Genomic DNA, 22,065 nt, shown 5'->3' on the forward strand with positions numbered 1-22,065 from the left:
CCCGGCACCAACGCCTTTCAGGTCATTCTCCAGACCGTCAGCGCCTGACCAGCCTCCAAATGGCCTGGGTAATTACATTATAGTGATTGCGACCTTTGGCGTTCTGGGGTTCCTAAATGGTGCCAAAAGGAAAGATGTAAGATTGAACAACATTTCCAACCAGCCTTATAGCTTACAGAGCAAACCGGCCACTGCGGCACTCTTCGACAAAACGCTCGCCTAGAGACTTTGTCATCCGCAATCTTTGGCCGCTCACGCGATTCCAGAAATCACGCGGGAGCCTTTAAGTGCCACGCTCACTCGCCTGCACCAAGGCCCGGTCAACCCAGCTGAGGAGTTCCCTTTGAGTATACCTTCTTGAACTAGGGTGAATGTAGCGGCGCAAATGAAAACGCCCGCAGCTTACACCACGGGCGCGCTTTTCGACCTTGTCGGAAGGCTCAAACAGAAAGTGTGGATTTTCGCTTTAAACGATAGCCAACAGCGCCAAGACCAAGAAGGGCCGCTCCGAACATCGGCAACGCCGGAGGCAGCGGAACAGTGCTCGGGATCACGACCGAGTAGTTGACTGAAAGATCTTCGCCAGCGTAGTAATTCTGCCCCGAAAAATTAAGTGTCTTTATAAAATTACCGGCAGAGTCATACTCGTTAACCGACCCTGGAGTAAATACATTGTCGGTGTAGTAGTTTGTCCCGTCGAAAGCAATACCAGTAGAGCCACCAGGAGTTCCTGTAATAAAATCTTGCTTTACAATATTTCCACTAAGGTCATATTTGTCATAAATATTGTCAGCATCACCTTCATTCTCAATCAGATAGCCGTTTGCATACTCAAGACCATCGCAATAACCTGTGCAGTTTGCGAGATGAAGTGTTTGTTGAAGGGTTCCGCCAAGTGAATACTTATAGACGGCATTTGTACCTGAGTAATCGCCAACATATAGACTGTGACCGTCATACGCTATTGTTGATAGCCCCGACGCTCCAGGAATTGTAAAAACCGTTCCTAGATCTGTATTGGTAACGTAATTATATTCAAAAACGCTACCTGTGGTGGCGCTTGTATAGTACAAATCGTTGCCGATCTGAACGATACCGCGACCGTTACTTCCGTTGGGTGCGTTTATCTGATCTAATAGAGCGCCAGTTGTTAGATCATACTCTTGAATGATAGGCGGCCCATTCGTAGCGTTATCGACCCAAATTGTATTGACGCTGGCTGCTTGAGAAATCGTGGATCCGCATATGATGGAAAAGGCTGAGGCGGTGAACAGGTGAAGAAGTGACTTCATGGATAATCCTCCAGGCACACGAAAGAACCGACTTCAAAGACGGAAGCGGGGAAAAAAAGTTTGATGCACAAATAATTTTGGCCGGGTCTCGGCTAATACACTCCCCGCTAGTTAGGCGGCGCATCATTGCGAGTAGTTAATGAAGTGTCAACATCTCGTGATTGGCAGGTGAGACCCATGGTGTCGATTCATCGGCTGCCCGTCGGCCTAATATGGGTATGCCTCAACTGGAGTATCAAAGAGGCCACTCCATTATCGTCAATTGACCATCTAAAATGGATCAATTATAGTGGAGTATCCTAACTGTATTTTTGATCATGTTCGTTCGCGCCTACCTCCGAGCCTCAACTGATGACCAGGACGCCTCACGCGCCCGGGCGCAGCTGGTGGCCTTCGCCAAAGAGCGGGGCCTGTCGATCGCCGCCTTCTATGCCGAGAATGAGAGCGGTGCGAAGCTCGCGCGACCCGAGCTGTTCCGTCTCCTCTCTGACAGCCATGCCGGCGATCTCCTGCTGATTGAGCAGGTTGACCGGCTGTCCCGCTTGACTGCCGACGACTGGCAAAAGCTGCGCACCATGATCGACCAGCGGCAGGTGCGCATCGTGGCGCTCGACCTGCCGACATCCTGGATGCTTGCAAAGCCAAGCGACGAATTCACCGGCCGCGTGTTCCAGGCCATCAACGGCATGATGCTCGACGTGCTGGCGGCCGTGGCGCGCAAGGACTACGACGATCGTCGCCGCCGTCAGGCGCAAGGGACGGCACGAGCCAAGGCGGCGGGCCTTTACAAAGGCCGGAAAGAGGACGCCGCCCGCAACAACGGGATCGCGGCTATGCTGAAGGCCGGCGCGAGCTACACGCAAATCCGGGCGACGTTCGGATGCAGCCCCATGACGATTGCCAAGATCGCCAAGCGCATCGCTTCGGCGCAGCAGGCGGCAGGAGAGGTGGCCTGATGCCGATCCGCCCCGAATTTAAATGGCTCTACCCGCTCGACTGGCCCCAGCTTTCGGCCGTGATCCGGTTCGAGCGGGCCAAAGGCCGCTGCGAAATGTGCGGCCGGCCCCACGGTCAGCAAGTCCAGCATCTGGGCGACGGCAGATGGTTCGATGAGGAGCGCCAAATGTGGCGCTGCGGGCGGGGCCGTCTTTTACCGCGCCTGATCGCCCTCGATAGCCATGCCATGCGCCAGACCAAGGTCGTGCTGGCAACGGCTCATCTCGATCACGATCCCAGCAACAACCGGCCGCGCAATTTGAAAGCGCTCTGCCAGCGCTGCCACATGCTGCACGATCGCGACGAGCATCGCCGGCAGCGGCGACTGACCTTGCGCATGCGCAAGGCCATCGGAGACTTATTCCTAGGCCCCTACAGGCCGTGAAATAAGAGAACGCATGGCCTAGGCGGCCAGTGCGGCCTTGCGGCGTCGGAACAGGCCGAACCCGACCAAAGCGGCGGCGAAAAGTGGCAGAGTCTTTGGCAAGGGAACTGTCGCAACGCTATTCGCCAGCGAGATGGTCAGGGTGCTGGCGCCGGAAATGAAGCCCGTCAACTGAAAAGTGCTCGGAGCAAAAACAGGCATCGCCGCTGTTCCAGTGAATATATCGGGGCCAGAAAATTGGGTGAATCCAAGCGACGCGCTGTCGATGTTCAGTTGATTTATAAGAAAGGTCCCAAATGAAATGTCCGCCGTGCCAGCCGTACCACCAAAGATGCCAGATACATTAGAAAATTGAATTTGCGACCCTACGAAAGACGAGCTGAACATGTCTGGAGTCGGATTTGAGTCGAGCTGAAAGCTTGCATTCCGTGAACCAGTGAGATCGAAATTTAGCAGCGCTGCTTGCGCAGGCGACAGCCCCATGCAGACTAAAACTGTGAGACTGGTCAGATAGATAGAATTTCGCTTCATGGAATGCTCTTTCTGATCACGCGGCCCCGTGGATCGGCATGAAGTTACGTGGAAGAGACCCATGAGATGCAGTGAGCTCGAAACTTATTAACCAATCCCTCGACGACCAAGGCCAGGTTAGGTGATCAGCGCGCCGGCATCCCATTCAGCGCTTTGATTAAGGCATGGCCGCCGCCATGAGATCAGCCTCGATGAGGTCGAGCGCATCCTGATCGGCGCTTCGAGCAAATCAAGGCTTTGGCTGGGTCCAGTCTCGCGGCCGATTGATGAGCAGCACTTCATCGGCCGATTTCGTTTCTTCGATCCAAGTCTGTGCCGCATCGCTCAGCAGCTCCACCTTGTCAGCCTTGTAGCGTTTGCTCGACTTGCGCAGGTCCAATGTCGTGATGACTACCAGGATATTTCTGACAGTCCCGCTCAGCCCGGCCGAGGGCCATACGTGGGCTTCGCGCGCTAGCGGGTGCATGAATTCCGACATGTTTTCCCCCTCGGCATCGTGTTTACAAATTCTCTGGCGTTTGATCCAGCACCTACTCCCGATCGCCCGCTGTCACACGGACGTTGCCCTCAGTTCTCAAAAGACAGCGCTTGGTGTGGGTGAGGTTCCAGTGCCGCAGGCCATGATCGTGACGGCTAACGACGCGGATGCGCAGACGCTGGTCGAACTGCTGGTGCATGCTGATTTTACGGTTGAGGTGATCGCTAGGGGAGACGAAGCGGATGCGCGTTTGGCCAGGGCAGCACCTGACATCGTGCTGGTTGACCTGCCACTACCAGGGATATCGGGGATTGAACTGTGCCATCGCGCCCGAGCGCGGAAAAGGACACGGACGCTGCCGATTATCATCGTGACGGCATTGGCGGACGAGAGCGACCGTGTCCGAGGTCTCGATGCCGGGGCGGATGACTACGTGGTCATCCCCTTCTCCCCTCGGGAATTGACCGCACGTATTCGGTCGTGTCTTCGGCGCGTCGGGACGTTTGCGCTGAGCGCCGATATTCTGACAGTGGGTAATATCGTCATCGATCGAACTACCATGCGGGTTAGCCGCGCGGGGCGCCAGATCGAAATAACGACCAGCGACGTTGGGATGCTCGCGCACATGATGGAGAACGCCGGGCGGGTGGTCTCGCGCGCGCAACTGGCCCGGTGCCTTGAGGCTGAGGATTTGATCGCATCTGGCCGAGCGATCGATGTGCGTATCGGCCGCCTACGTCGTGCCTTGGCTCTGAACGGCGAGGATGGTCCCATTCGAACTGTGCGTAATGAGGGCTACACATTCGACGTGAGCTGACACCATGACCTTCTGCCTGGCGAGGTGTTCTCAGAATACCCGACGTAAATGACTTTCGCACCGGATATATGAAACGGAAAAGCCGAACCTTTTCAAAGGACGTTTGCCTGTCTCAAATGTCTTGAATTTCGCACCAGTCTTACCGCAGCCGTGAATGCACGGGCTTTGCCCCATAGGCCAACATGAAAATACGTACACCACGCTCGACCCGTGCGCTTAGGTCAGCGCGGGTCGCGTCAATATCGATGCCAAGGGAGAACTGGAAGTTCGTAAAGCCCTGCCAGAGGCCGAACAGTTCCTCCGCAGCGATATGTGGGTCGAGCTTCTTGAGTTGCTTGCTGCGCACGCCTGCGTTCAGCAGCGCGGCCAAGTTTGCACGCGTGCGGCCAGGGCCAAGATCGTAGAAGGCGCGGGCCAAGTCTTCATGGCGACGCAATTCGCCAGCGACGACGTTGTAGAAGTCGATCGCCGGTCTGCTTGTTAGAAAAAACATGATGCCCAGGCCGAACGCGCGAAGCTGATCGATGAACGGTGTTGCGGTATCGTGCCGGTGAAGCCCCTGAGCTTGCTCGATCCTTTCCATTTCGCGGCGCACAGAAGCCTCGAATAGTGCCGTGCGGTCGGGATAGTGACTGTAGAGGGTCACTTTCGAAACCTTCGCCGCCGCCGCAATGGCTTCGATCGACGTGGCCTCAACGCCACGTTCGAGAAACAGGAACCAGGCGGCGTCAAGGATGGCACGGCCCTTCTCATGGTCCCGTGGCCTGCCGGCTGAGCGTCCTGAACTCGGAGTTCTCACGATTTGCCTTGACGAACGAACAGAAGATACCTCATTAGTGAACGGCGTCGTTCATTATTATGAAGGGAGTTGCTATGTCATTCAAGGGCCATTGTCTCTGCGGCGCTGTGCATTACGAAGCATGTATCCCGGCTGTGTTCATGGGAAACTGCTATTGCGTCGATTGCCGACGTGAGAGTGGATCGGGTCATATCACCGCCGTGGCTGTACCTGACTCGACGCTCACGATAACCGGCGAGACGAAGGAATTCATCAAGCCAGCCGATAGCGGGCAGTCCATCCGCAACACTTTTTGCCCCATCTGCGCCACGACGCTCTTCACGCATCCATCGGGCCTGCCTGGCCTGGCGTTGATCCGCGCCGGAACCTTGGACAACGCGGACCAGGTCGCGCCGCAGGTCAATATGTATGTAGCGTGCGCCCCGGCATGGGATAAGCCCGTGGTCGGCTTGCAAGACTTTCCCGGGATGGCATCGTGAGGCCTTCGCGATGAAACCGGACTATGGCATCGACGCGCCAGGTGTGCGTCGTGGCATGCTCATCGCGGGAGTCGTGTGTCTTTTTATGGCCGGACTGGCCATAGCTGTCGCAACTTCTACCGTCGGGTTGGTTTCAGAAATCACTCTAATCACCGCCGCCGTCGCTGCCTTGGCAATGCTCTACGGCCTTGGCATGGCAGCCTACATGACCTATGCCAGCCGCCTCGGCAAACTACGCACGCGCGAACGACTGCTCGACCTTGTGGCAACGGTCATTCCTTGGACAGGGCGGGAGGCAGTGCTCGATGTCGGGTGCGGCCGTGGGCTGATGCTGATCGGGGCGGCACGCCGGCTCACGACTGGCAGGGCTACCGGCATCGATCTCTGGCGTGCGGTAGACCAAGCCGACAATACCGCCGACGCCGCCCTTGAAAACGCTCGCTGCGAAGGTGTCGCCGAACGCATCAACGTCCACACCGGGGATGCGCGGTCACTCCCATTCCCGGATGCGACGTTTGACGTGGTGCTGTCGCATTGGGTCATTCATAATCTGCCTGATGCTTCTGACCGCGCACGAGCCGTAGCTGAAATGGTGCGCGTGCTGCGTCCCGAAGGGGCGCTCGTTCTTGCCGACATCGCCCATTATGCCGACTATCGAAGACAGCTTGAGTTACTCAGCCTTCAAAACATCATCGTCGATACGGGCGGAGCGGAATCGCGCATTATCGGCGCTTTAAGCGGCGGCTCCTTTTGCCCCCACGCAATAATTGGACGCCGAGCAGCCCTGCACATGGAAAATTGATCGATATATGAATATTGCAGCAGTCGCCGTAATTGCCGCCACCCTCTGCAGCTATGTGCTGGGATCGCTGTGGTACCTTGCCCTCGGCCGTAAATGGCGCAGAGCCGTCGGGTGGATCGAAGGCCCTGTACCATATCGGCCCAAACTGGCTGAATTAGCAATCGCCCTCGTGGGTCAATCAATCATGGCGGTAGCTTTGTGGATTGCTATCGACCGCATGAACACGGCTGGCGTTGTGAAGTGTTTTCTGACGGGTGCTGCCATCTGGCTTGGCTTCGTGCTGCCCACCCTGGCCACAAACGTGGTCTTTCAACGCCGCAATCCATCACTCATCTGGCAGGATGGCGGGCATTGGCTCCTACTGCTTGCAGCCCAGGGTGCCGTACTCGGCTACTTCCATTGAAGCCGAACAAATCAATTCAATGCACGAGATGAGCTCGAAAAGCGACTACTCATCCCGCTGTGTAATTCTTGCAGACTGTGTGAAAACTCCGGAAGCTGCCGAAAAGGAGCCTCTCCAGAGCGGCTTGTCGCGATCAACCGGACCTGAACACGTCAGGCGAGGCCAAAAATGCCCTCGATTTCGGCCCACTCCAAAGTCAGCCGGAGTTTCCACACAGTCTGCTGGACTTATGGACGCGTAAATCATGAATAATCAGGTCGCATCGCGCCTCAAAGCCTTTCGAAACACGATCTTGTCCTCACCAGCCTGGTAAAAGTCCCGAATGCGGGCTTCCTCGCCATAGCCGGATTGACGGTAGAAGGCTCTGGTGCGCTCGAACGCGGGGAGGGCCGACGTCTCTACCAAAAGCACGCGCTGGCCCCGTGCTGCCAGTACCCGCTCGACATGGCGCAGCAAAGCGGTGCCGCGCCCCTGGCCCTGGCGATCGGGATGGACCGCGATCAGGTGTGAAACAGTATTGGCAAGGGACCCTATCGGTTTTCGGTAATTCAGGCAGTTACGGCGCCTATCGGCGTCAGGGCCCCGCGCCGATCCATATCGAGGCATTAGGCTACACCGCTACCGCACGATGAATTTCCCGAGTTGGCGCCATGGTTCAAGACTCGGCCTCCACTTCAAGGCCCGGAGAACTAATCATCACTTTACGCAAGGCGTCGACCGGGCAGACAGCGTCGGCCGATGACGTCGCTTCTCAGCTTGCCGAGGACCGCCGGGTCGCGCCGAAACGAAGTCCGACGAGCGTCAGCAGGGCGGCGCCGAACAACGGCAATGACGCGGGCAGCGGGACGGCCGAGACGGAGGGCGTGAAGGTCAGGAATTCGGTCTGATTGTCGACCGTGAAGCTGAGCCGGTCGGTGATGGAAGGGCCGAAGGCCGGCGACAGGGATTGCCCGATCTGGCCTGCGTTGCTCAGTGTCAGGTTGAGGATCGTGTAGTTGTAGACCCCGTTGTTGGGCGGCAGCGTGGGGTAGAGCGACACAGTGGGACCGTTCGCGAAGAAGTCGACCTCCGCCACGGGGCCGCTTGTATCGGTCCGTGTCGTGCCGCCGATGGTCGTGGCAACCGTCAAGGCCGCGGCGGTGCGCGAGATATTGCAGGCGTCTGAAGCGCCACAGATGCCGTAGGGGTTCGAGCTGAAGAGAGCGCTGTCGTAGCTGTAGCTCAGGGCAACGGCCTTGGACACGAGACTGCCGCCGCCGAACAGGTTCAAACTATCGGTGCCGTACGTGATGGTGCCGCCGATTGTGCCCTGCATGATCGCAGCCGAAGCTGGTTGCGCGAGACTAAACGCGGCCATGGCCGCTGCGATCGTCAATAGCCGTGTCATAGATGTTCTCTCCTCAGTGAGACTTGCACAGCGCGCCTAGAACGGAATCAAGACAGCCGATTAACGGATACGTAACGTTTTGCAGCGTCGCCCAACGGCGAGAGAGCACGATGGCTGAAGCAGAGCTCGGCTGCGCCATTTAGTCGCCTCTGCAGGGGGGCGGGGCCCGATGATGAGCTGGCCGCGACATCCCGATGGGCGCGAACGACGCCGACCTCTTCAAGCCTCCGTCATAAAAAGCCTCTATCGCACCCTGCGATTGTCCAGCCGATCACCGCGAGGAGCGGCTTCATGCATTCGAACTTCATTTCTATTGCGCTTTTGGGACTGACCGTCACGTTCGGGGCGAGCCCGAGCCGAGCCGACCAACCGGTTGCCGCGCATGCTGGCACCCTCCTGCCAACTGGCCAGTGGATCACACCCACGGCGGCCGCGGGAGCAGCCTATCAACCGCTCAACCCCAATTTGAAGGACATGCCCAAGCTTCCCGCCGGTTACGCGGACTCGGAAGCTCTCAGCCCCAACGGAAAGACCCTTCTGGTTCTGACGACAGGCTACAACTACGTCGTCGACGCCGCGGGTAAGGAATTGCCGAAGGACTCGACCCAATTTGTTTTCGTGTTCGATGTGAGCAGCGGCCGTGCCGTGCAGCGCCAGGTTCTGCAGGTATCCAACAGCTACGTCGGCATCGCCTTCGCGCCGGACGGAAAGTCTTTCTACGTGCCGGGCGCAGGCGAGGACAATCTCCACGTCTTCACCCTCCAAGGTGCCAACTGGGTCGAATCCGGTACGCCTATCGCCCTCGGACACAAGACCGCGAATGGGATCAGCCAGCAGCCGACCGCGACGGGCGTCGCTGTTACCGGTGATGGCAAACGCGCGCTTGTGGCCAATCGCTACAACGACTCGGTGTCCGTGATTGACCTGACGCTCCGCAGCGTGATCGGCGAGCGCGACCTTCGACCAGGCAAGAACGGCGGCGTGCCGGGTACGCCCGGTGGCGAATATCCGAACTCGATCGCAATCGTCGGCAGCACACGCGCCTATGTCAGCAGCGAACGCGACCGTGAGCTCGTGGTGCTGGATATCTCCTTGCAGGTGCCGGTCATTCTCGGTCGTATCCCGCTCCAGGGAAACCCGAATAAGATGGTGGTCAGCCGCGACGGGCGAATGTTGTTTGTGGCGAGCGACAACGCCGACGTGGTGTCGGTGATTGACACAGCCCGTAACGTCGTCACCGGAACCGTGTCGACCATCGCGCCGAACGGGGTGCTCGATCCAAATCGTGCAAAGTACAAGGGTGCGTCGCCGAACGGTCTTACCCTCTCGCCGGATGGCAACACCCTTTATGTGACCGATCGTGGCACCAATGCCGTGGCGGTGGTTTCGGTCGCGGGCGGTATTCCCCGGCTGGTGGGTCTGATCCCGACCGGCTGGTCACCTTCCGACATCCGCGTCGCCGCGGATGGCGGCACCCTCTATATCAGCAATGCAAAATCCGACCCTGGCCCAAACCCGGGCAACTGCCTCGGCTATGAGACTGTCCCTTGTCCCGTGCCGAATTCGCCCGTCACCTTCGCGCCGAACCAATATATCTTGAATCTGACCGGATCTGCGCTTCTGTCGGTGCCGACCCCCGGGGCGGATGAGCTTGCCCGACTGACCCGACAGGTTGCCGACAACAACGGCTTCGACCAAGAGCGCGACGATGACCGCACGATCGCGGCTCTGCGCAAGACCATCAAGCATGTGATCTACATCATCAAGGAGAACCGCACCTACGACCAGATCCTTGGCGACCTCGGCAAGGGCAATAGTGACTCACATCTGGCCGAATTTCCGCGCACAACGACGCCGAGCCAGCACGCTCTTGCGAATAACTTTGTCGCGCTTGATAATTTCTACGACACGGGCGACGTCAGCGGGAACGGCTGGCCCTGGAGCACGGCGGCGCGCGAGTCCGATGCGGGCGCCAAGATGCTTCCTCCGAACTATGCCGGGAACGGTGGCGGCGGCTCCTATGACTGGGAGGGTACCAACAGGAACGTAAACGTGGCTCTCACGGGGGCGGCCCGCGTTGCCGCGGATCCGCTCGCGGCCACTCTCGACCCCGACACACTGCCGGGACAAGGTAATGTCGCGGCACCGGACGGTCCCAAGGGCGAATATCAGCAAGGCTATATCTGGAATGCCGCGCAGCGCGCGGGCCTGACGGTACGAAACTACGGTTATTTCATTGATCTCACGCGCTACAACGTTGCGGGCACGCCGGCCGCCGCGCTGCAAATTCCTCGCGACCGTTCCCCGTATCCGAATTCGGTGCAGTCGACGTCGGCCAATCCGCAACTCGGGCCTGTCACGGACGTCTTCTATCGCGGCTTTGACGACGCCTACCCCGATTTCTACCGGGAGCGGGAGTGGGAGCGCGAATTCGCGGGCTATGCCGCGAATGGTAACTTGCCCAGCCTCAGCCTCGTCCGACTAATGAACGACCACACGGGAAACTATGCAGCTGCGATCGACGGCGTGAACCGTCCCGATATCCAGGTTGCCGACAATGATTATGCCGTAGGCCGGTTGGTCGAGGCAGTCGCAAAGAGCCCCTTTGCCCGCGATACGTTAATCTTCATTCTCGAGGATGACGCGCAGGATGGTCCAGACCATGTCGATGCTCACCGCAGCACTGCTTACGTGGTGGGCCCCTACGTGAAGCATAATACGGTCATCAGCACGCACTACACGACCGTCAACGTGCTCCGCACCATCTCGGATGTTCTTGGGATCGATCATCTCGGTATCTACGATGCCAACCAACGGCCGATGTCAGACGTGTTCGACACCTCAAATCCAAACTGGACGTTCACGGGCACTGCGTCGCCCTTGTTGAAGAGTACGTCGCTGCCCTTACCGAAGAACATCCAATTCGCCGCCAAAGCCAAGAGCCCGCGGAGTCTCGCCTACTGGGTGGACAAGACCCAAGGAATGAACTTCGCCGAGGAGGACAAGGTCGACGCCGTTCTTTACAACAAAATCCTCTGGGCGGGACTGATGAAGACGGATTATCCGACGAACGGAGGCCGCTCTCTGGCGAGCCAGGTTCCGCCAATGGCTCGTCATAAAGACGACGATGGTGATGATGATTGAGGTACCCAGATCCGATATGGGTCGCCGAGCCAAATCATCGATCGGCGCAGGGTCCGGACGCCGATCGATGTAAGAGGGGCAAACCGCGGGCAGAGGCCTCGTTTTCCGCTATGCAGCCTGCGGGTGATCTGATTCCCTTGTGGCATGTCGAACCCGCCCAACATCGCGGCGCTGTTCACGGCCGAGCTGAAAGCTCTGGTGGTGGATCTGCTTGGTCGGGTTTCGGCTTTGGGCCGCGTCGTTGCCGATCAGTGGGATGAGATCGCCCGCCTTAAGGGGCTGAAGGGTCGGCCGGATATCAAGCCGAACGTGCCACCGAGCGGCATGGAGAAGGCGAGCCGTCCCGTCATCGATGCCTCCAGCCCGGGCGTCGCGGCGGCGGCCCCAAGACGCTGCGCCGGGTGATCCACGAGGATCGCCTGGTGAAGGCCGACGCGCTGGCGGGATCGCGGTTCAAGGGCTACGCCAATTTCGTGGTGCAGGATCTCGTGCTGCGGGTCCACACCGTGCGCTACCGCCGAGAGCGGTGGGTGACCCCGCACGGCGAGACCGTGACGGCGGCCTTGCCGCACGCGGTGACGGGACACTTTGGCCGTGCGCTGCGTCGCTTCGTGCTGGCCCAACACCACCAGGGCCAGGTGACGGCGGCACGTCTTTTGGACCAAGTCCGGTCGATCGGTATCGACGTGTCCAAGCGCCACCTGGTCCGGCTGCTGATCGATGGACCGAAGCACCTCGGTACATTGACGGACCGAGCTCGCATGTCGATGCGATCGACTCATGTCGGAGTGTCGTTCACGCAAGGCAAGGACGGCATGGTGGTGCCTGGCGAAGCCAAAGAGACGCCGAACAGAGAGATTTCGCGCCACCTACCCAAGTGGTTTCTCCTGCGGCTGGCAACGTCGGCGTGATCGCCTTCTCGCGCACGGTCGATCCAAAAAACGGTGAATTCGCGGAAGGCGTAGTGCTCGCTAGCTTCGATGAGATCGATCTCAACGGCCTGGCAGGATGACGCGCGACCGGAAGGTCTATCGGCATCAGCAATGCCTGCATCCATCTTCTTGATGGCTTCGCGCTGGCTCGCCGCGTGAGGCCCAGGCCGGGGCGCGGGGCCCCTACTCGCCCACGTCTCGGCCTGCCTGAGTGGCGCACCGCCATCTGCCATCACTACGGCAGTACACAAGCGGCGCGCCGATAGGGATTATCGCCGGTCAGGGTTGACGAGCAATGAAGGCCAAGATCGCCATGTGTCGTTCTACCATGCCATGGTTGGGCTTTGGAGAGCGCACATAGCGCTCAGTCACAAACCCGCACTCGCCTGCGGCCGATAACGTCCCCGTCCTCGTTTAGGACGGGCCGGCGCTCGAAGTGACACCCAGAGCCGTAGGCGTTGTTGGCCGCAGCCGATCCTGCGAGCCCGCCGATCACACCTGCCGCGATATCTGCCGCGTCATCACCGCGTTGTCGCCGAGAGCCATTGTCCCGGCCCTGATCGCCCTGATCGCGGTCGTCGTGGCGACGCCGAAATCTCTGGTCGCCATCGTCCATCGGCCGGTGATAGGCAGGGTCTCCCTCGTAGTCCTGCGCGTGTGCGGCGCTTGCAAGCGGCGCGAGCGTGGCGGTGACAATAGCGACGCCCCTCAGCATCTTGACGATGGTTGTCATATTCGTCCTCGCACTTGTCGGATCGCTCGGGAGAAACCGGGCTGTTTCCTTCCTTGGCTCAAGCACGTTGGGCACCCGTTCGTTCCGCCGATGACCTGATAGCCAACACGACATCGCCCAGTGAAGCTAACTGCAAGGGTCGCAAAAGGGCTCATCGTCGCGATCAGGCGTTCGCCGCCGCCGCCAGATCCTTGGTTAGCCGATAGACGTGCATGCGGCTCAAGCCAGTTTCCTTGGCGATCGCCGATGGCGCCATGCCTGACGCATAAAGCTGACGCACCTTGTCGATCGGCGCCGTCGCCTTTCCGCCGGTATGGACGCCCCTGCCCTTCGCGGCCTCGATACCAGTCTGCTGGCGCTCGCGGATGAACTTGCGCTCCATCTCGGCCACCATGCCGAGCACAGTGACCAGGATCGAGCCTGTGGCATCCTTGGTCGAAAAGCTGGGTTCCAACACGGTCAGAGCAGCGCCCTTCCTTTCCAGCTCATGCACGAGGTTCAGAACGTCGCGCGTTGAGCGGCCAAGCCGATCGAGCTTCACCACCACCAGCTCATCACCCGGCCGAATGAAATCCATGACGGTGGCCAGCTCGTCGCGGCCGTCGCGGCTCTTGCCCGAAACCTTCTCGGCCCGGATGACATCGCAGCCGGCGGTTTTGAGCCGGGCTTCCTGCGACCCGTGATCCTGGTCCATGGTCGAGACGCGGGCGTAACCGATGCGAGCCATTGCGGGAGCTATTGTAACATATAGGTCGACCCTTTTCTCATGCAGTAACATTGAACAACGATCAACCCTTATGTGACGTATCTTCAATGTAACATTGTGCGTAGCCCAAGGGTGTACCCAACTGTGACAGTATGAGCTATGCGTCTTGGCCCAAAACATGTTCACTGACCCGGCTGCTCCGCTCATCCGCCTGGCGGCGGCGGCGCGCTTCGAGATCCTCCACGGCAAGGCCGGCCAGATGGGCGAGGAGCACACGCTTGGGCTCGTCGAGCGCCGGCCGGGCGTGCCGGTCCGCGACCCAGAGCGCTCCGACGTGCTGCAGATCCTCGCCAGCCAGAAGGGGGGCGGCGGCGATGAAGCCAAATCCGTGCTGCCGTCCTTCGTCTCGGAAGCGCGGATCAAGCGCGGCATCCGGAACCACCAACGGACTTCGCCCACCGATCACCTGGGAGCAGAAGAGGTGTGAGATACCGTCCGGCACCTCCTCCAGGCCGTGCTGGCCGACCACCTCCACATCGCTGCAGTCCAGCAAGGCCACAAAAGCGATCGGCATGCCGAGAAGGACTGTAGCCATGCGGGCGATACGGTTCAGACCTGACGAGGGAATGAAAAGTCCGGCCTGCCGGTAACCCGCAACCAGAGCGAGACGCCGTTCATCGCCGATCAGAGGTGACCACGCTGCGCGGGTCTTCGTGGTCATCACACCGTTCCGCCCCAGCCGCTTTGCGTCGTAAAGTGCGCGATCAGTTTCGGCGATCAGGAGGGCGCCGACCGTCTCGAGGTTGTCCCGCGTCGGGATCACCGTTGCGCAGCCGATACTTACGGTAACGACGCCGCCTTCGGCACTACCCTTGTGTGGGATGCCGAAATCCTGGACGGCCTTGCGGATCGTTTCCGCCATGAGCGCGGCGGCTTCGTTGTCGCGACCCGGGAGCATCACGGCGAATTCGTCACCGGCAAAGCGGGCCGCCATGTCGGACGGTTGCGTCAGAGCGGCGCGGGCCGCGGTCGCGACCCTTATCAAACACGCATCGCCAGCCTGATGGCCATGACGATCGTTGAAGGATTTGAAACGGTCGATGTCGATGAGGATCAGGGACACGCAGGTGTTGTGTCTGGATGCACGGCGGCATTCGTTGTTCAGAGCCTGGTCGAAGCGGCGCCGATTGGCGAGATCCGTCAGGGCGTCGCTCCCCGCCAGCTTGTTTAGCTCCGCATTGGCAACCCGCAATGCCAATTCTGCGGTCTTGCGAGTCGAGACATCGCGGAGGACGGCGACGAGACCGGCGTCGTCGGAGAGGAGGTTAAAACGCGCCTCGACCCACAGCAATTCCCCTGTTTGCCGAGTCGTTCTGAAGATCGCCTCGGATCTGTCCCGGCCCTCGCGTGTCCGTGCAGCCGCGGCGGCAAGGGACGTACGGTCTTCCGGTGTCAACTGGTCACCCATGACGCTGCCGAACAACTCGCCAGGGGCCCGGCCGAACATCCGTTCCGCGGCCGGTGACGCATAGGTACAAAGCAAGTCGTTGTCGAATTGCATGATCACGTCAGGGCAGGATTCGACGAGGTTCCTATAAAGTTGCTCATCATCCCGATCAGGGCCCAGTCGATGCTCGCGCATCCAATACAGGGCAAAGGCCGTAGCCGACGAGGCAACGGCCAACACGCATGCGAGGAACAATGGAACATTGAACGCTGAAATAGAAGCCGTCACATTCGTGTCCTTCAAACCAAGGAAAGACTAGAAACACGGCCTTGCAAAACCGTTCAGCGACAGACCGGTTCCCAGACGAACTCCATTTCTTCTACCGTAATGTAGATCTATATCGTTACATAACAGTCCTAAAAATCAGGATAAATGCGATAATCCAATGCACCAGCGTCAGCAGCCCTTCGAGGCTCTGCTCTGGACCATATCGGGCCGCCAGTCGGGCCAAGCGATAGCATCCACGCCGATCGCACAGCACGCACTCGATGCGCACCACGACCCAGGGATATTGTACGAGCGTCTTTGGCCGAACCATCTGCCTATGTAAACAGATAGAGAACGTCGGCAAGAGTTCTGCTACCATCGCGGCAAACGGTCGGGGACAGCGCGCGATGACGGCACGCCGGACGTGCTGCAGCCGGCGGTTGAAAACGCGCTGCGGGAGTGGATTGTATCGGACCGGGTAAACCGTACAGGCCGTGGTGACGATAAGCCAACGCTGGTTGAGGCAGCATAAAGACGCGTAAGCGCTACGATGCAAACGCGCTTTGATGCGTTAGCATACCTAGATCTTGTCGGTTGCGCGCAGCTCGCCAACGGTTGGATAGTTCCGACTCGTCAGCACGTGATCGAGACCTTCATTGATGAGATCTGTAATGGTTTTCCGCTCTTCGAATGCGATGAGGCGCAGCTTGTCGTGGACGGCGCGGGAGAAATACACGCTCGTGCGGAACGTCGCTGCCAGATCCTTGCCGGTCGCAGGCTTCGACTCCTGCGGATCTGGCACGACAACGGGCACGGCCTCAGGCTTGCGCACCATGAGACTGTCGAGATTCATGACGGGCGGCCGAGGCGGCTTGCTCATGATTTTTTGTCCTTCATTTGACGATCGATCCACGCCCATAGCTCCCGCATCTCATCTGCGGCCTTGCCGTCAGGAGCATATTCCGTGACGCCCTGCCCCGCGGCAAAGGCGTCCTGGTAGTCGGCGCGTTGGCGCACCATTGGCTTGGCCAGTAGCCCGAGCGAGGCAAGCCCGGCCGCCATTTCAGAGGCGCGCGAGTTCTTCGGCTGGGTGGGACATTGGTTGAGCACGAACGCAAAGGGGCGCTGGCCACGGATCAACGCTTCCACGGTAGGCTTGATAGCGAGGCCGTCCGGCCGGGTTGGCCGCAGTGGCACAAGACATAGCGTGGCGGCCGACATGGCGTTGTGTGTAGCCGGGCTGTCGGCACCAGCCGTGTCGAGGATGGCGAGCGTGAACTTCTTCCCGGCTTCTTTGAGCACGTCGGCAAGTCTGGCCGTCTCCCGTGGCGGAAGCTGAGCGATCGAGGGTTCGTCAGCCTCTCGCATGCCCGCCCATGCGGCGAGGGTGCCTTGAGGGTCGAGGTCGAGCGCTATCACGCTTTCCCCGGCTTGCATGGCCGCGACTGCGAGCCCCGTGCTCAAGGTGCTCTTTCCAGTGCCACCCTTCTGCGTCACCAGGGTTAGAACCCGCATCACCACCTACCTATGCCAAAACGCTACGATGCTGACGCGTTTACACGTTGTGACGCGCAAACGTTAAAGCGTTCCTGCGCTACAGCGCCGATATGCCGACGCATCAAAGCGCCAAGCCGAGTTTGTGGAGCTCGCCGCGTGCAATAGCTTTTGCCGCGTCTTTGAGGATCTCAAGCGTGAAACCACCGGCCCTGCTCGCGGCAGTTTTGGTCTTCGCCCAAGTCTCGGGGGTACGAACTGCATCAAGGAAGTCATGGCCCGCGGGGGTGAACTCACGAAAGGAAATGCCGCCTGCGGGCCGTCCATCCCGATCTCCAATAATGAAGCCTGCCATGTCGATCTGCCGGAGGTGGTACTCGATCTCTGCTGGCGTGTAGCCCTCGACGATCTCAGTTTCGTCGTCGGGCACGATGCTGACGACGCCACCGCGACGGATTGGCAGCTCCTCAAGCCGGAGCATCAGTTTGCGGATTAGATCAGGGTCTCTGCGCATCGAGCGCTCCTATGCCATAATGCGAATATGCTAATGCGCTTAAATGCCGAGATAGCGAGCCGAGCTGTCCGAAGGCCGAGCATGCGTATACCGGCCGGTGGTCGCCACGCTGGCGTGGCCCAAGGTGGCTTGCACCAAGTGGATAGGCGCGCCGCGGTCCAACGAATGCGACGCATGGGCGTGGCGTAGCCAATGCGCGCTGATGTCGGGTGACAGGCCGGCGCGGGCGGCTGCGGCCTTCACAATGCGATGGAGCTGGACCCGGCTGAGCGCCCCGCCTTTCACCGACCTGAACACGGGCGCGTCGGGCCCGGCGTCTCCGCTGATCGCCGCGACAGTGCGCCATGTGTTTGCTGAGAGAAGGATCACCCGCGTCTTACCACCTTTGCCGAAGGCGGTGACTTGGCCGGCACCATCGCGCGCCGAGAGATCCCGCCATCGCAGCGCGCAGACTTCGGAAGCGCGGAGGCCAGCGCCGTATGTCAACGTGAGTAGCGCGCGGTTCCGCGGGTCGGGCTCGATCGCGATCATGCGCGTCGCATCGGCCTCCTCCATGATCCGTTCCGCAAGCGTGTTCTTCACCGCCGGAGCCTTGACCATCTTGCCGACATTGAGCGGCAGATAGCCGATGTCATACCCAAAGCTGAGGAGCGACTTGAGGGCTGCCGTAGCATTGGCGCGCGTGGCCGGCGCCTTGGCGCTCAAGGTGGCCAGGAATGCTTGGACATCGCAGACGCGTACCTCGCGCAATGGCCGCTCCGTGAAGGTGAGGAATCGGCGCGCTTGGCGGCGATAGTTCCCCACGGTGTGGGGGCTCTCGTGCCGGGCGACCCACGTCGCGACGAGTTCTTGATCGGCGTCGGCCTGCCGGACGGCCAGCGGCTCGCTGGGGCTGATGATGGCGGGGACACTAACGGACATTGGGTGCCCTCCGAAGTCGAGGAAACATAACTGCACTTGCGTTACATTGAGCCATGACGCGCAAATGCGCAAGCGCCAATGCGCCATGGCATAGAAGCGCCACAGCATATCAACGCGTGGTGGACGGTTTGACATCTCGTTCTGTTCAAAGCCTGATGCCGGATGGCGCGGGCTGATTCAGGTCGAGCCAAGACGGAGTAGCAACACCTAGAAACGCAAAAACCCCGCTAGGAGCGGGGCTTCAACGGGCCAGAGGCCAGATATCGGTGACTAAGCACCTCCGAATATCAGGCCATCGATAAAAAGAGTCAAGCGGAACGGTCATTTCCGCGAGCGCTTTCTCTATGCCTTTTTGACGCTCACGCCTCCGGCGGCAACCGGAGACGACAATGCTGAAAAGACCAGGCCGAGGGCGCGAGAAGCTCTTCGGTGACGGGCGACCTATGCCCATGGACAGGAACGCAAAGGCACGCTTGATGGTGCTGGCGCGCGCGCTCATGCGTCGGAGCGAGAAGGGCAGGGCCTACGGCGCCATCACGGCCAAGGCCTATGCGGTGCTGGAGCGGCTGCTGTGGGGCTTCCACAACGCCCGGAGCGGCCTCTGCTTTCCAGGCTATGCCAGGATCGCCGAGGCGGCGGGCTGCGCCCCCTCGACCGTGGGTGAAGCCATCCACATGCTGGAGCGGGCAGGGCTGCTCACCTGGGTGAACCGCCTGGCCCGCATCAAGGTCTACGATCCCGTCATCGGCTGGCGAAAGCGCGTCATCCGGACGTCCAACGCCTACAGCTTCGCCGATCCGGGCGCCTCGACCGCGCCCGCGTCAGGGCAGAGCAGACCCGTACGTCTTCGGATTTGTCCTAAAACCGATTTGCCGGCGGGAACCCCAAAACAAGAAATTTCTCTAACGGACGCGCCTCGTCGGCGCGACTTGGTGCAGGGCAAAACACCCCTCGATGAAGCCCTGGAACGGTTTAAGGAGGCCATGCAACGACGCCAGCCCCTCTCACCCTGACAAGCTGACCGCATCAACGCTGCAAAAGTCGCCGGATGGCGACTGCATCAAAGGCGGAGCTATGCCGGTGAGATTCGAGAGGGCAGAAAGGTCGCTTGATCCGAGACACAATAGAGCCGGGAAGGTAGAAAGAAAAAGGGGATTAACTCCCTGTAGTAACGGTGCTGTGACGAGTCTTAATATCAAGGTACCCGGAAGCCCATCGGCTGACGCAGGCCATCGCGAACACCAGATAGGCATCGCGATGCAGAGTGCTTTCTGCATGATAGATAACGACTATCAACGACAAGCGGCTGTAAACCGGTAGCTCAGTCGACAAAGAATTTAACAACTCTCGTGCAGTGATACGCGCATCAACAAGGCTAGGATCGCACGGGATCGACGGGGGTTTGATCGTGCGCCTGCCTAATTGGGGTTGCGAATATGAGACGTGGCCGATTTCATTCTTTGTCCATGCGTCAGCAGTTGGCGGGATTCGCCATCGTCACCGGACTGATCGCCTTGCTAATGGGGGGCATCGGCTACGGCTCCGTCTTTGTTGTCGGAAACGCGATGGAAGACGCTCTCGTGAGCAGTGAAGCCCTGCAAAACCATACCCAGGCAGATTCGCGCATGGACGGCTTGCGAGCGGATGTTCTTCGCAGCTTGCACGCGGTCCAGACCGGCGACGAGGATGACAAAAAAGCGGTCACGGCAGACGTGAAGGAACACATTGGGCAACTTCAGTCCGCGATCAAGGACAACACCGCGTTACCACTCGAAGCAAAGGTTCAGGCGGCCTACGCAAAGGTCGCCCCGCTGATCGAGCCCTTCATCGCCGCCTCGCAGCAGGAAATCGATCTCGCATTTCGCGATCCTTCAGCTGCATCGGCCAACTATGGAGCCTACCTCGGTGGATTCAGCGCGTTAGAGGAGAATATGGATGCCACCCGTACGCTGCTCCAAGAAAGCATGCAGCGGGAGCGAGCCGCTGCTGCGGCAACGGCCAGCAGAGCGAATATCAGCCTTCTGTCCATGCTCGTCGGCGGCCTGCTGCTGATTGTTGCAACCGCCTTTTTCATCATTCGCGCGATCACACGGCTGCTGGTCGGCATCACGACGAGCATGGCTGATCTGGCGGCGGGAAATCTGAATGTGCCAGTCCCGGCCTCAGATCGCGTCGATGAAATCGGCGCAATGGCCAAAGCGGTTCAGATCTTTAAGGACAATGCCGTGCGGGCCCGTCAGGTAGAGAGTGAACAGGTTGCCACGCACGAACGTCGAGCCCTGGAAGACGAGCAACTCAGGAACGCCGCAGCTCAGAATGCCGCAAAGTTGGTCGTGGATTCGATAGGCAGGGGCCTTGATCGGCTTGCCGCAGGAGACTTGACCTTCCGATTAACGGAGACACTTCCCCCAGCCTACGAAAAGCTGCGTGTGGACCTGAATACGGCGACGGAGAGGCTTCAAGCTTCTCTGAGCGGAATCGAAGTGAGTACTTCGGCCATTCGTTCGGGTACGGCCGAGATCTCAACTGCGGCCGACGATTTGTCCCGCCGCACTGAGCAACAAGCGTCCAGCCTGGAGGAAACCGCAGCGGCGCTCGACGAGATCACCGCCACTGTAAAGAAGACAGCGGCAGGTGCGACACAAGCCCGTGCAGTTGTCTCGACCGCCAAGGGTGACGCGGAGCATTCGGGTGAGGTCGTGAGCCAAGCCGTCAAAGCCATGAGCGCGATCGAAGCCTCGTCGCAGCAGATCGGGCAGATCATCGGCGTCATCGACGAGATCGCCTTCCAGACCAATCTGCTGGCCCTCAATGCCGGGGTTGAGGCGGCACGGGCTGGCGAGGCAGGCCGCGGCTTTGCGGTCGTGGCGTCCGAAGTGAGAGCTCTGGCGCAACGCTCGGCTGAAGCCGCCAAGGAGATCAAGGTTCTGATTTCGGCCTCCGCCGAACAGGTCGGTCGGGGCGTCGACCTCGTGGGTGAAACCGGCAAAGCTCTGGGACGCATCGTATCGCAGGTCGCCGAGATCAACACGATCGTGACGGACATCGCCGCTTCGGCGATCGAACAAGCCACGGGACTCGATCAGGTAAATACAGCCATCAACCAGATGGATCAGGTAACACAGCAGAACGCCGCCATGGTCGAAGAATCGACGGCAGCGAGCAAGAGCCTGGCACAGGAGACGGAAGAGCTGGCCCGGCTGATTGGCCAATTCAAGGTGGAGGCCAGCACGGGACGTGGTGCTGTCCGGGCACCCGTGACGCCAGCGTCCCGACATGTTCGGGCCCTGAAAACCTCTGGTGCCGGCGGCGCGGCCCGTAAGCCAGCCACGCAGGTCGAGCAAAGCTGGGAAGAGTTCTGAATGCGGCTTTCAACGAAGACAGACGGACATTGAAGAACCGGAGCCGGGACGCATGGTCCGGTCGAGCAGGGTTCGAATGTCGATCGATGAGCTTAATCTGTTTCGGTTGAATGGGTCATATCAGCGGGCTCATTCAACAGGTAGATCAAGCTTCCGTGTCGTGGAGGTCTCAGCAT

General features: G+C 59.7%; 25 protein-coding genes. 12 read left to right on the forward strand and 13 right to left on the reverse strand.

Annotated elements, in window-relative coordinates; translation table 11 throughout:
* Nucleotides 1-223 (forward strand): hypothetical protein (locus tag M8523_RS25255; protein WP_282587666.1); only part of this gene is annotated, 223 nt, incomplete at its 5' end.
* A 217-nt stretch (nucleotides 224-440) separates the two neighbouring features.
* Here the strand turns inward: M8523_RS25255 and M8523_RS25260 are convergent.
* Entirely contained in the window at nucleotides 441-1,292 is an 852-nt protein-coding gene (locus M8523_RS25260) for a YncE family protein (protein ID WP_282587667.1), read from the reverse strand.
* A gap of 317 nt (nucleotides 1,293-1,609) precedes the next feature.
* Between M8523_RS25260 and M8523_RS25265 the strand changes: the two genes are divergently transcribed.
* Entirely contained in the window at nucleotides 1,610-2,248 is a 639-nt protein-coding gene (locus tag M8523_RS25265; RefSeq protein ID WP_282587668.1) for a recombinase family protein, read from the forward strand.
* Nucleotides 2,248-2,673: a hypothetical protein gene (locus M8523_RS25270; protein WP_282587669.1), complete on the forward strand. Its 426-nt coding sequence runs from the start codon at nucleotides 2,248-2,250 to the stop codon at nucleotides 2,671-2,673. The genes M8523_RS25265 and M8523_RS25270 overlap by 1 nt, the downstream gene beginning before the upstream one ends.
* Before the next feature lie 18 nt (nucleotides 2,674-2,691).
* Here the strand turns inward: M8523_RS25270 and M8523_RS25275 are convergent, their stop codons facing one another.
* Together M8523_RS25275 and M8523_RS25280 are read right to left on the reverse strand one after the other, a co-directional pair.
* Nucleotides 2,692-3,204 carry a hypothetical protein gene (locus M8523_RS25275; RefSeq protein WP_282587670.1) on the reverse strand — a complete coding sequence of 171 codons (513 nt, stop codon included), beginning with the start codon at nucleotides 3,202-3,204 and terminating at the stop codon, nucleotides 2,692-2,694.
* 229 nt (nucleotides 3,205-3,433) lie between these two features.
* On the reverse strand, nucleotides 3,434-3,682 hold the full coding sequence (locus M8523_RS25280; RefSeq protein ID WP_282587671.1) for a hypothetical protein: 249 nt from the start codon (nucleotides 3,680-3,682) through the stop codon (nucleotides 3,434-3,436).
* A gap of 130 nt (nucleotides 3,683-3,812) precedes the next feature.
* Between M8523_RS25280 and M8523_RS25285 the strand changes: the two genes are divergently transcribed.
* A complete protein-coding gene (locus M8523_RS25285; protein ID WP_282587672.1) occupies nucleotides 3,813-4,499 on the forward strand; it encodes a response regulator in 687 nt (228 codons plus the stop codon).
* A 139-nt stretch (nucleotides 4,500-4,638) separates the two neighbouring features.
* Here M8523_RS25285 and M8523_RS25290 read toward each other — a convergent pair whose 3' ends face one another.
* Nucleotides 4,639-5,298, reverse strand: a complete 660-nt coding sequence (locus M8523_RS25290) for a TetR/AcrR family transcriptional regulator (RefSeq protein WP_282587673.1) — start codon at nucleotides 5,296-5,298, stop codon at nucleotides 4,639-4,641.
* Nucleotides 5,299-5,372: 74 nt separating this feature from the next.
* On the opposite strand from M8523_RS25290, the gene M8523_RS25295 reads away from it, so the two are divergent.
* Genes M8523_RS25295 through M8523_RS25305 form a run of 3 tightly spaced genes read left to right on the forward strand, consistent with a single transcriptional unit; the run spans nucleotide 5,373 to nucleotide 6,982 of the window.
* Nucleotides 5,373-5,777: a GFA family protein gene (locus M8523_RS25295; RefSeq protein ID WP_282587674.1), complete on the forward strand. Its 405-nt coding sequence runs from the start codon at nucleotides 5,373-5,375 to the stop codon at nucleotides 5,775-5,777.
* 10 nt (nucleotides 5,778-5,787) lie between these two features.
* Complete coding sequence (locus M8523_RS25300; RefSeq protein ID WP_282587675.1) at nucleotides 5,788-6,579, forward strand: class I SAM-dependent methyltransferase; 792 nt, start codon at nucleotides 5,788-5,790, stop codon at nucleotides 6,577-6,579.
* Nucleotides 6,580-6,586: 7 nt separating this feature from the next.
* The gene (locus M8523_RS25305) at nucleotides 6,587-6,982 is read left to right on the forward strand and encodes a DUF1761 domain-containing protein (protein WP_282587676.1); all 396 of its coding nucleotides are present in this window, start codon (nucleotides 6,587-6,589) and stop codon (nucleotides 6,980-6,982) included.
* Between the two features lie 252 nt (nucleotides 6,983-7,234).
* On the opposite strand, the gene M8523_RS25310 is transcribed toward M8523_RS25305, so the two are convergent.
* Both M8523_RS25310 and M8523_RS25315 read right to left on the reverse strand, forming a co-directional pair.
* Nucleotides 7,235-7,588, reverse strand: coding sequence for a GNAT family N-acetyltransferase (locus tag M8523_RS25310; protein WP_282587677.1), 354 nt, complete (start codon nucleotides 7,586-7,588; stop codon nucleotides 7,235-7,237).
* A 145-nt stretch (nucleotides 7,589-7,733) separates the two neighbouring features.
* The gene (locus M8523_RS25315; protein WP_282587678.1) at nucleotides 7,734-8,369 is read right to left on the reverse strand and encodes a hypothetical protein; all 636 of its coding nucleotides are present in this window, start codon (nucleotides 8,367-8,369) and stop codon (nucleotides 7,734-7,736) included.
* Nucleotides 8,370-8,660: 291 nt separating this feature from the next.
* Here M8523_RS25315 and M8523_RS25320 point away from each other — a divergent pair, with 291 nt between their 5' ends.
* The 3 genes from M8523_RS25320 to M8523_RS25330 all read left to right on the forward strand — a co-directional run bounded on the left by M8523_RS25320 (nucleotide 8,661) and on the right by M8523_RS25330 (nucleotide 12,424).
* The gene (locus M8523_RS25320; RefSeq protein WP_282587679.1) at nucleotides 8,661-11,513 is read left to right on the forward strand and encodes a beta-propeller fold lactonase family protein; all 2,853 of its coding nucleotides are present in this window, start codon (nucleotides 8,661-8,663) and stop codon (nucleotides 11,511-11,513) included.
* 144 nt (nucleotides 11,514-11,657) lie between these two features.
* Nucleotides 11,658-11,918, forward strand: a complete 261-nt coding sequence (locus M8523_RS25325; protein WP_282587680.1) for a hypothetical protein — start codon at nucleotides 11,658-11,660, stop codon at nucleotides 11,916-11,918.
* Nucleotides 11,919-11,935: 17 nt separating this feature from the next.
* Nucleotides 11,936-12,424: a hypothetical protein gene (locus tag M8523_RS25330; RefSeq protein WP_282587681.1), complete on the forward strand. Its 489-nt coding sequence runs from the start codon at nucleotides 11,936-11,938 to the stop codon at nucleotides 12,422-12,424.
* Nucleotides 12,425-12,809: 385 nt separating this feature from the next.
* Here the strand turns inward: M8523_RS25330 and M8523_RS25335 are convergent, their stop codons facing one another.
* The 7 genes from M8523_RS25335 to M8523_RS25365 form a co-directional block, all read right to left on the reverse strand.
* A complete protein-coding gene (locus M8523_RS25335; protein ID WP_282587682.1) occupies nucleotides 12,810-13,178 on the reverse strand; it encodes a hypothetical protein in 369 nt (122 codons plus the stop codon).
* Between the two features lie 163 nt (nucleotides 13,179-13,341).
* On the reverse strand, nucleotides 13,342-13,905 hold the full coding sequence (locus tag M8523_RS25340) for a recombinase family protein (RefSeq protein WP_282587683.1): 564 nt from the start codon (nucleotides 13,903-13,905) through the stop codon (nucleotides 13,342-13,344).
* A gap of 136 nt (nucleotides 13,906-14,041) precedes the next feature.
* Nucleotides 14,042-15,526: a diguanylate cyclase domain-containing protein gene (locus M8523_RS25345; RefSeq protein ID WP_282587727.1), complete on the reverse strand. Its 1,485-nt coding sequence runs from the start codon at nucleotides 15,524-15,526 to the stop codon at nucleotides 14,042-14,044.
* A 652-nt stretch (nucleotides 15,527-16,178) separates the two neighbouring features.
* A complete protein-coding gene (locus M8523_RS25350) occupies nucleotides 16,179-16,478 on the reverse strand; it encodes a ribbon-helix-helix domain-containing protein (protein ID WP_282587684.1) in 300 nt (99 codons plus the stop codon).
* A complete protein-coding gene (locus tag M8523_RS25355; protein ID WP_282587685.1) occupies nucleotides 16,475-17,113 on the reverse strand; it encodes a nucleotide-binding protein in 639 nt (212 codons plus the stop codon). Before M8523_RS25355 ends, M8523_RS25350 begins: the two co-directional genes overlap by 4 nt.
* Nucleotides 17,114-17,216: 103 nt before the next feature.
* Nucleotides 17,217-17,606: a DUF2513 domain-containing protein gene (locus M8523_RS25360; protein ID WP_282587686.1), complete on the reverse strand. Its 390-nt coding sequence runs from the start codon at nucleotides 17,604-17,606 to the stop codon at nucleotides 17,217-17,219.
* Between the two features lie 39 nt (nucleotides 17,607-17,645).
* Nucleotides 17,646-18,527, reverse strand: a complete 882-nt coding sequence (locus tag M8523_RS25365; RefSeq protein ID WP_282587687.1) for a tyrosine-type recombinase/integrase — start codon at nucleotides 18,525-18,527, stop codon at nucleotides 17,646-17,648.
* Nucleotides 18,528-18,916: 389 nt separating this feature from the next.
* Between M8523_RS25365 and M8523_RS25370 the strand changes: the two genes are divergently transcribed.
* Together M8523_RS25370 and M8523_RS25375 are read left to right on the forward strand one after the other, a co-directional pair.
* The gene (locus M8523_RS25370; protein ID WP_282587688.1) at nucleotides 18,917-19,540 is read left to right on the forward strand and encodes a helix-turn-helix domain-containing protein; all 624 of its coding nucleotides are present in this window, start codon (nucleotides 18,917-18,919) and stop codon (nucleotides 19,538-19,540) included.
* Between the two features lie 465 nt (nucleotides 19,541-20,005).
* A complete protein-coding gene (locus M8523_RS25375) occupies nucleotides 20,006-21,889 on the forward strand; it encodes a methyl-accepting chemotaxis protein (RefSeq protein ID WP_282587689.1) in 1,884 nt (627 codons plus the stop codon).
* Nucleotides 21,890-22,065 lie beyond the last annotated feature (176 nt).

The sequence above is a fragment of the Lichenifustis flavocetrariae genome (assembly GCF_026130545.1).
Lineage (GTDB): Bacteria > Pseudomonadota > Alphaproteobacteria > Rhizobiales > Beijerinckiaceae > Lichenihabitans > Lichenihabitans flavocetrariae.